The sequence below is a fragment of the Phytoactinopolyspora endophytica genome (assembly GCF_004138495.1).
Classification (GTDB): Bacteria; Actinomycetota; Actinomycetes; order Jiangellales; family Jiangellaceae; genus Phytoactinopolyspora; species Phytoactinopolyspora endophytica.
The window spans coordinates 134995-142805 of record NZ_ML142863.1 but is presented as its reverse complement, the minus strand read 5'-3'; the positions used below and the strand labels follow the sequence as shown (position 1 = coordinate 142805).

Sequence of the window (7811 nt, the reverse complement as noted above, 5' to 3'; positions counted from 1 at the left end):
CTCCTCGACGAGTACGGGGTCGAGATGCCCGACGACGAGACGTGGTCCTGGGAGGACCTGGAGGAGGTCGGCGCGGAGGTCTCGGAGGCCAGCGGTGGCTCGGTCACCGGCGTGCAGTCGTGGGGGTTCGACGCCGGCGGCGTGAACATCTGGGCCCGCCAGGCGGGTGCCTCGCTGTATGACGAGGAGGGCAACGTCGCCATCCCCGAGGATGTGCTGGCCGACTACTGGACCTACCTCGCCGAGATTGCGGACACTGGCGTCGCGCCGCCCGCCTCGGTGACGATCGAGCGGTCGACGGCCGGCCTGGAGCAGTCAGGCACCGCGACCAACACATCGGTCTTCGCCACCTGGTGGAATACGCAGCTCACCGCGCTGACCGCGGCGAGCGGGTCGGGGCTGGAACTGCTCAAGCTCCCGGGAGAGTCCGAGGCTCAGAGCCCGGGTGCCTACTACAAGCCCTCGATGTACTGGTCGATCTCGTCCGGAACGGATCACCCGGCTGAGGCCGCGCTCTTCGTGGACTTCCTCGCCAACAACGAAGAGGCGGCGAGCATCCTGCTGACCGAGCGCGGAATCCCCGCGAATGAGCAGATCCGTTCGGCGATCGCCGACGAGCTGCCGGAGACGGACGCGGCGGCGTCGGTCTATCTTGACGAAGTTACGGTCGGAGAGGCGCCCCGGGTCACCCCGCCGGGCGGAAGCGCTATCGAGGCGATCCTGGGCCGCTTCACCGAGCAGGTACTGTTCGGTGAGCTCGCCCCTGAGCAGGCCGCCACCGCGTTCATCGACGAGTTGCAGGCTGAGATCGACGCCGCCTGAGGCGGTGCCGGTCCCGATGTGTTCACACATGGCAGAGGAGTGACGAGAGTTCACATGTCCCAACGGAGCTACCGTACGGCGATCGTCGGAACCGGCGGAATCGCGACGGCTCATGCGCGCGCCGTGCGCGACACCGATGACCGGGCACGTCTGGTGGCGGTGGTCGACCTCGACACCGACCGGGCTCGCGCGTTCGCCGATACCTGGGACGTGCCACGTTCCTTCGCCGGCCTTGGCGAGCTGTTGCGGGAGGAGGAGGTGGAGCTCGTCCACGTCTGCACTCCTCCGCAGCAGCATGCCCCGATGATCGAGGCGTGCCTCAAGGCCGGGGTATCCGTGCTTGTCGAGAAGCCTCCGGCGCTGTCGCTGGCCGAGATCGACGAGCTCATCGCCCTCGAACAGAGCTCGTCGGGCCGGGTCGCCACCGTCTTCCAGCACCGGTTCGGGCCTGCGGCGATCCGGCTACGGCGGATGGCCGGTGCCGGCGAGCTCGGCCGTGCGCTCCTGGCCACCTGTCACACCCAGTGGTTCAGGGACGACGCCTACTTCGCGGTGCCGTGGCGCGGATCCTGGGAGAGCGAGGGCGGTGGACCCACCATGGGGCACGGTATCCACCAGTTCGACCTCCTCCTGTCGGTGCTCGGGCCATGGCAGGAGGTCACGGCCGTGGCGGCGCGAAGCGCCCGGCAGACGCAGACCGAGGACATCTCGATGGCGTTGGCCACCTTCGACAACGCCGCGGTGGCCTCCGTGGTGAACTCGGTGGTCTCGCCGCGGGAGACCTCGACGCTCCGGTTCGACTACGAGCACGCGACGGTCGAGCTGGAACATCTCTACGGTTACACCGACGCCGACTGGAGAGTCACGGCGGCGCCTGGGCACGAAGGCGTGGCGGACCGGTGGGTCGCTGAGCGCAGTGACCTGCCCAGCGGTCATGAGCGGCAGCTTGCCGCGGTCCTCGACGCTCTCGACGAGGGCACACCGCCGCCGGTCGCTCTCGACGAGGCCAGGCGCACGATGGAGTTCATAGCCGCGCTGTATGCGTCTGCGTTCACGGGCCAGCGGGTGCGGCAAGGTGAGATCGGGCCGGAGAGCCCGTTCTACCGGCGGATGGACGGCACCGGCGCGCCGTGGGCGAAGGTGAGCAGCACGTGACGTCGCCGGTGACGATCCGCCATGATCTCGATCGATCGGTGACGGTGAGCGCGGGCAACGTCGAGATCCTCACCTACACGTACCGGCCGGACACGCCGGTACTGGAGTCGCCGAAGCCGTACCTGGATCCGCTGCGTACCTTGACCGGGGACGTCGTCACGCTGTTCCGGCCACACGACCACGTGTGGCACAAGGGCATCGCCTGGTCGTTGCCGCATGTCGGTGAGCACAACTTCTGGGGCGGCCCGACCTACGTGCACGGCAGCTTCTACGTGCAGCTGGAGAACAACGGCAGCGCGGTCCATCGCGATCTGACGGCGCTGTCGGCGGTGGGGGAGAAGGCGCACATCGGGCACCGGCTCGACTGGTCCTCCCAGCAGGGCGACCCGGTCATCCAGGAGCAGCGTGCGCTGACGGCGCTGGTCCTGGACGGTCGGACATGGGCGCTCGTGTTCGACACCGCCATGACGAACGTCTCGGGGGCGGGCCTCGATATCGGATCGCCGACGACCAAGGGCCGGCCGAACGCCGGATATGGCGGGCTCTTCTGGCGTGGCCCCAGGTCGTTCACCGGCGGGATCGTCCAGTCGCCGTCCGGTTCGGGCGCCGGCGACGACCTGCGGGGGACGACAGCGGATTGGATGGGATTCCGTGGGCAGCACGACGGAACCGGAGCGTGGTCCACCGTCGTCATGGTCGACGACGCGTCGAACCCTCGGCATCCGCCGCTCTGGTTCACCCGCAGCGAGGAGTTCGCCTGCCTCTGCCCCGCTCCGTTCTTCAATGAGGAGGTCCATGTGCCGCACACGGAGACGATCCGGTTCCGGTATGCCGTCGTGGTCGCCGCCGGCGATCGGGGCGAGGAGGGGACAACCGAGGCGGCGGCCCAAGGGCGGTCTGTATTGCAGACCGTATCCGTCCCCGAGCGCGCGACGGTGGTGGCCTAATGGTGACGCCCGCATTTCCCGGTGGCACCTCGGTGAGCCGGCTGTCGGTGTATCGGGACATGTGTGCTGACGGGCTCGCCGGTGGCACACCGCACTTGCACACCGCTTCCACGGAGGGCTACGTCGTGGTCGGTGGCAGCGGCGCGCTGCAGACTGTCGACATGTCCGGCTTCCGGGAGATCCAGCTGGAAGCCGGCTCGACGGTGTGGTTCACGCCAGGCACTATCCACCGGGCGATCAACGGCGGCGATCTTGAGGTTGTCGTCGTGATGCAGAACGCCGGTCTCCCGGAAGCCGGCGACGCCGTCATGACATTCCCACCCGAGGTCGTCGGTGATCCGGTGCGGTACCGGGCCGCGGCCGCGCTGCCCTCCGATGCGTCCGACGAGGAGCTCGCCGCGGCCGTGCGGCGACGGCGCGACATGGCCGTAGAGGGCTTTCTCCGCATCGCGCGGAGCATCGACGGGGGCGACAGCGGGCCGTTGGAGAGCCTCTACGACAGCGCAGTGGCGATCGTCCGTGACGCCGTCCCGGGCTGGCGCCAGACCTGGGAACGCACAGTGGGCCGGGAGGCACAGTTGACCTCTCAGGTGCTCGATGCGATGGAGCGCGGCGACGGCCGGCACCTGTACAGCTCGGCCGTCCTCGAGTCTCCCCCGAGTGGCACCGCGGGATGGGGCATGTGCGGGCGGTTGCGTACCCACGATGTGACGCACCCGCATGTTCACTCGGCCAACGCCGTGACCGACGAGCAGGTGCCCTGAGCCTGTCTGTGCGTTGATGTGATGACGTGCTGTGCCGTGCCATAGTTGACGTACCGTGAATGCCAAACTGGAAATACTCAGTCCGCTGATCTCGGCCGCTGAGCTTCGGGAGCTCCTGCGGGAGCGTCCGCCCGTTCTACTGGATGTGCGGTGGCGACTCGGCGGACCGGACGGTGCCGGGGAGTACGCGAAAGGTCACCTGCCGGGTGCTGCTTACATCGACCTGGAGAATGACCTGTCAGGGCCGGTGACGCCCGACTCCGGCCGGCACCCGCTGCCCGATGCCACGGACCTTGAGACCACCCTGCGACACGCCGGCGTACGGACCGACTCCGACGTGGTCGTGTATGACGACTGGGGCGGGATGAGCGCCGCCCGGGCGTGGTGGCTACTGCGGTGGGGTGGGATGTCCGCAGCGCGTGTCTTGGACGGCGGCCTTACGTCATGGAAAGCCATTGGCGGGCAGGTGACGACGGACGTTCCTGATCCCGAACCGGGCGACGTCGTGATCGTGCCGGGGTCGATGCCTACGGTTTCGGCGGACGAGGCGGCTGATCTCGCGCGGACCGGTGTCCTTCTCGACGCGCGGGCAGCCGAACGGTATCGGGGCGAGACGGAGCCGGTCGATGCCGTCGCCGGCCATATCCCCCGCGCCCGCAGCGCGCCGACGACAGAGAACAACACGCCTGAGGGCGGCTTCCGGGCACCGGATGAGCTGCGGCGACGGTTCGCGGCCCTGGGCGTGGAACCGTCCAATCCCGTCGGCGTGTACTGCGGCAGCGGTGTGACGGCCGCGCACGAGGTGCTCGCTTTGGCTACGGCCGGCATCGCTGCGTCGCTCTATCCGGGGTCGTGGTCGGAGTGGATCCGCGACCCTGCCCGGCCGGTGGAGACCGGCGAGGGCTGACCTAGCCGCCACGCGGCCATGGATACAGCCGGCTGAGTTCCGAAGGTATTGTGCACGGACCGGCGTCATCCTGCGATTTCAGGCGCATACTCATCCTAGGAGTCGCTTCCCTACGGGGGTGCATGATGATGCGATGCCGGACTCGATTCGTGTCGGGAGCCTTGTGTTCGTCCGTGGCCGCGGCCGCGCTCGTGATCGGAGCCATGGCCGGGCCGGCGACGGCAGAACCGGACACGCCCGTCACGTATCCGACCGGATCGTCGGCCAACCGCGCCGGCGGGCGCGGCTTCGACACCTGCACCGCGCCTTCCCTGGATGCGCTCCGCGCCTGGAAGGCGTCGCCGTACCGCACAGTGAACGTCTACTTCGGTGGGATCAACCGAGGCTGCACCCAGCCGAACCTGACGTCGTCGTGGGTGCGTGGCGCCACAGCCAACGGGTGGAAGCTGCTTCCGACGTACTTCGGTCGCCAGCCATTCTGCAAGATCGGTACGAGCAAGCCCCACCGTTTCACGGCGTCGAACGCGACCTCGTACGGGACATCGGACGCCAAGGACGCCGTCAGCAAGGCGAAGGGGTTAGGCCTGCTACCGGGCAGCGCGCTGTACGCCGACGTCGAGCACTACAACCGGTCCGACTCGGACTGCCGGAGGTCCGTGCGACGCTACGTGTCCGCGTGGACCAAGACCCTGCACGGTTCCGGCTACCTGGCCGGCGTCTACGTCCACCAGGACTCCGGACTGCGCGATCTGTCGAACTCGTATGACTGGACGACGTACGCGCGCCCGGACGCCGTCTGGATGGCCAGGTGGGACGGCGGAACCTCACTCACCGGCTGGCCGACCGTGCCGAACTCGCACTGGGCGGTGCATCAGCGCGCCAAGCAGTACCGAGGCGACCATGACGAGACGTGGGGCGGTGTCCGGCTCAACATCGACAGCGACGCTCTCAACGCACCGGTCGCCACTGTGGCGCGCTCCTACAAGGTCACCAGTGCCACGGCATTGAACGCCCGGCGAGGACCGTCGACCTCCTACTCGGTCGTGCGGGCGCACGCACCGGGGAGCACGTTGCGGGTCGTCTGCCAAGGCCATGGTCAGAAGGTCGGCACCAGTTCGGTGTGGGACCGGTTGAGCAACGGCACGTGGGTCAGCGACTACTACGTGTCGACGCCGTCCCGCACCGGGTTCTCTTCGGCCTTGCCTCGCTGCACATATCCAGGCCAGGTGACCGCGCGGGTGGCCCTGAACACCCGCACTGGACCCGGGTTGTCATACTCGAAGACCGGATCGGCTTTGCCCCGCGGCTCGCTGGCATGGGTGATGTGCCAAAAGTCGGGGAGCAAAGTCGGGACCACCACGGTCTGGAACCGGCTCTCGGACGGCCGATGGGTCAGCGACTACTACGTGTCCAACCGATCCAACACCAGCTGGAGCTCGCCGACACCGCGCTGCCCGTGAGCGCTGCCCGCGGCGGCGTGATTCATCGCCACCACATGGCACGTCGGTAGGATGGAGCGCATGTCTGAGCCCAGTCAGCGAGCCGGCTCACTGCGCGAACGCAAGCAGCAGCGCGCTCGGCAGGCCATCATCGACGCCGCACTCTCCCTGTTCGCTGAGAAGGGTTTCGACCAGGTCACTGTGACCGACATCGCCGAGCGGGCCGAGGTGGGCCGCAGCACCTTCTTCCGGTACTTCGGCGACAAGCAGGAAGTTGTGTTCGCTGGGGACACGGCCGCGGAGACGGTCGAGAAGGTCGCGTCACAGCTGCCTGTCGACCGGCCGATCGGCGACTCGCTCCCTGCTGCGCTCGGCTGTGTGCGTACCGTCGTGGTGCTCTTCGCTGAGACGCTGACCGAACACGCGGACATGTACACGCTGCACCAGCAACTCGTCGATCAGCATCCCGAGTTGTACGCCCGCAGCCTGCAGAAGCAGCGCGCGTATGCGGAAGCGATGACGAAGATGCTGGTCGAGCGTGGTTCCGACCAGGAGACGGCGACTCTCGCCGCGGAGATCGGCATCGCCTGTTACTACGCCGGCCAGGCGGCTGCCGGCGATGCCCCGCAGAATCTGCCCGGCGCTGTCGAGGCCGCATTCGCTCGTCTGTGATCTCGTCCTATGTGCGACGGCCACCCGGGCATTGTCCGGGCGTCCGGACAGGCGGTGCAGATCGACAGCCGTGGCGCCCGCTGTGTGCTCACCCCGCGTCTCGATCTACGCGGCACTGCTCGATCGGGCCTGCGCGACGGCGTGATGCGCCTTCCGCCGCGAACCTGGTGGCGCGGTGGCCGATGACCGCATGCCCGTCTGGATCGCCGCCGGGCACATGAGAGGTTGGGTCTCGTGAGTTTTGACGGTGACGTAGCCGTGGTCGGTGTCGGGTCGATCGGCAGCATGGCCTTGTGGCGGCTGGCCGCGCGAGGCGTGGCGGTGCACGGCTTCGAGCAGTTCGGCGTCCCACACGATCGCAGTGCCATGGGCGGCGAGAGCCGCATGTTCCGCAGCACCAGTCCGCGGGAGCCGGTGTACGTTTCGTTCGGGGCGGCGTCGCTGGCACTCTGGCAACGGCTCGAGGCGGAGACAGGCCGGCGGGTGCTGACGCTGAACGGGGAGCTTGTCCTGGGCGCCGAGTACGCGCCGCACATCGTCAACGTGCTGAGCTCCATCAGGGAGCATGGACTGGAGCATGAGCTGCTCGACGAGAAGGACATCGCCACCCGATACCCGCAGCATCGTGTGCGCGCCGGTGACATCGGCGTCCTCGATCCCAACGCCGGGTTCCTCCAGCCTGAGCTGGCGGTGCTGGCGGCCGCCCGACGCGCCGGAGAGCTCGGCGCGGTCGTGCACTCGCACACCCCTGTCGACCGCCTGGAACCGGACGCCGACGGCGTGACCATCGTGGTCGGCGAGCGGCGCTTGCGTTACCAGCGCGCCGTGGTGGCCGGCGGGCCCTGGGTCGACCGGCTGGCACCGCAGCTCCGTGGCGCCATCCAGGTGCGCAGGCCGATCCAGGTCTGGTATGCGGTGGACGAGCCGGTCGCCGCCTACACGCCGGAGCGTTTCCCGATCGCGTTGAGGCCGGAGGATGACGGGTTCTATGCGTTCCCCAGCTTGGACGGCTACTCGGTCAAGGCCGGACCGACCGGGCCGTTCAAACAGGTGGTGCCCGATCCTGACCAATTGGACCGCACGGTCGCGCTGGGCGAGGTGCGAA

The 7811-nt window shown here is 68.4% G+C and carries 8 protein-coding genes; all 8 read left to right on the top strand.

Features of this window, described 5'->3' with window-relative positions:
• The coding region (locus tag ELR45_RS38955; protein WP_205857202.1) for an ABC transporter substrate-binding protein at nt 1–822 on the top strand (822 nt) is incomplete at its 5' end.
• Between the two features lie 54 nt (nt 823–876).
• Nucleotides 877–1977, top strand: a complete 1101-nt coding sequence (locus ELR45_RS24905) for a Gfo/Idh/MocA family protein (RefSeq protein WP_129668741.1) — start codon at nt 877–879, stop codon at nt 1975–1977.
• A complete protein-coding gene (locus tag ELR45_RS24900) occupies nt 1974–2924 on the top strand; it encodes a DUF6807 domain-containing protein (protein ID WP_205857201.1) in 951 nt (316 codons plus the stop codon). The genes ELR45_RS24905 and ELR45_RS24900 overlap by 4 nt, the downstream gene beginning before the upstream one ends.
• Complete coding sequence (locus ELR45_RS24895) at nt 2924–3688, top strand: cupin domain-containing protein (RefSeq protein WP_129668740.1); 765 nt, start codon at nt 2924–2926, stop codon at nt 3686–3688. The genes ELR45_RS24900 and ELR45_RS24895 overlap by 1 nt, the downstream gene beginning before the upstream one ends.
• 55 nt (nt 3689–3743) lie before the next feature.
• The gene (locus ELR45_RS24890) at nt 3744–4595 is read left to right on the top strand and encodes a sulfurtransferase (RefSeq protein ID WP_240760119.1); all 852 of its coding nucleotides are present in this window, start codon (nt 3744–3746) and stop codon (nt 4593–4595) included.
• A gap of 173 nt (nt 4596–4768) precedes the next feature.
• Entirely contained in the window at nt 4769–6055 is a 1287-nt protein-coding gene (locus tag ELR45_RS24885; protein WP_205857200.1) for a glycoside hydrolase domain-containing protein, read from the top strand.
• Between the two features lie 60 nt (nt 6056–6115).
• Nucleotides 6116–6706, top strand: coding sequence for a TetR/AcrR family transcriptional regulator (locus ELR45_RS24880; protein WP_165368083.1), 591 nt, complete (start codon nt 6116–6118; stop codon nt 6704–6706).
• 234 nt (nt 6707–6940) lie between these two features.
• Nucleotides 6941–7811, top strand: an 871-nt coding sequence (locus ELR45_RS24875) for an FAD-dependent oxidoreductase (protein ID WP_165368082.1), incomplete at its 3' end; no start/stop codon positions are given.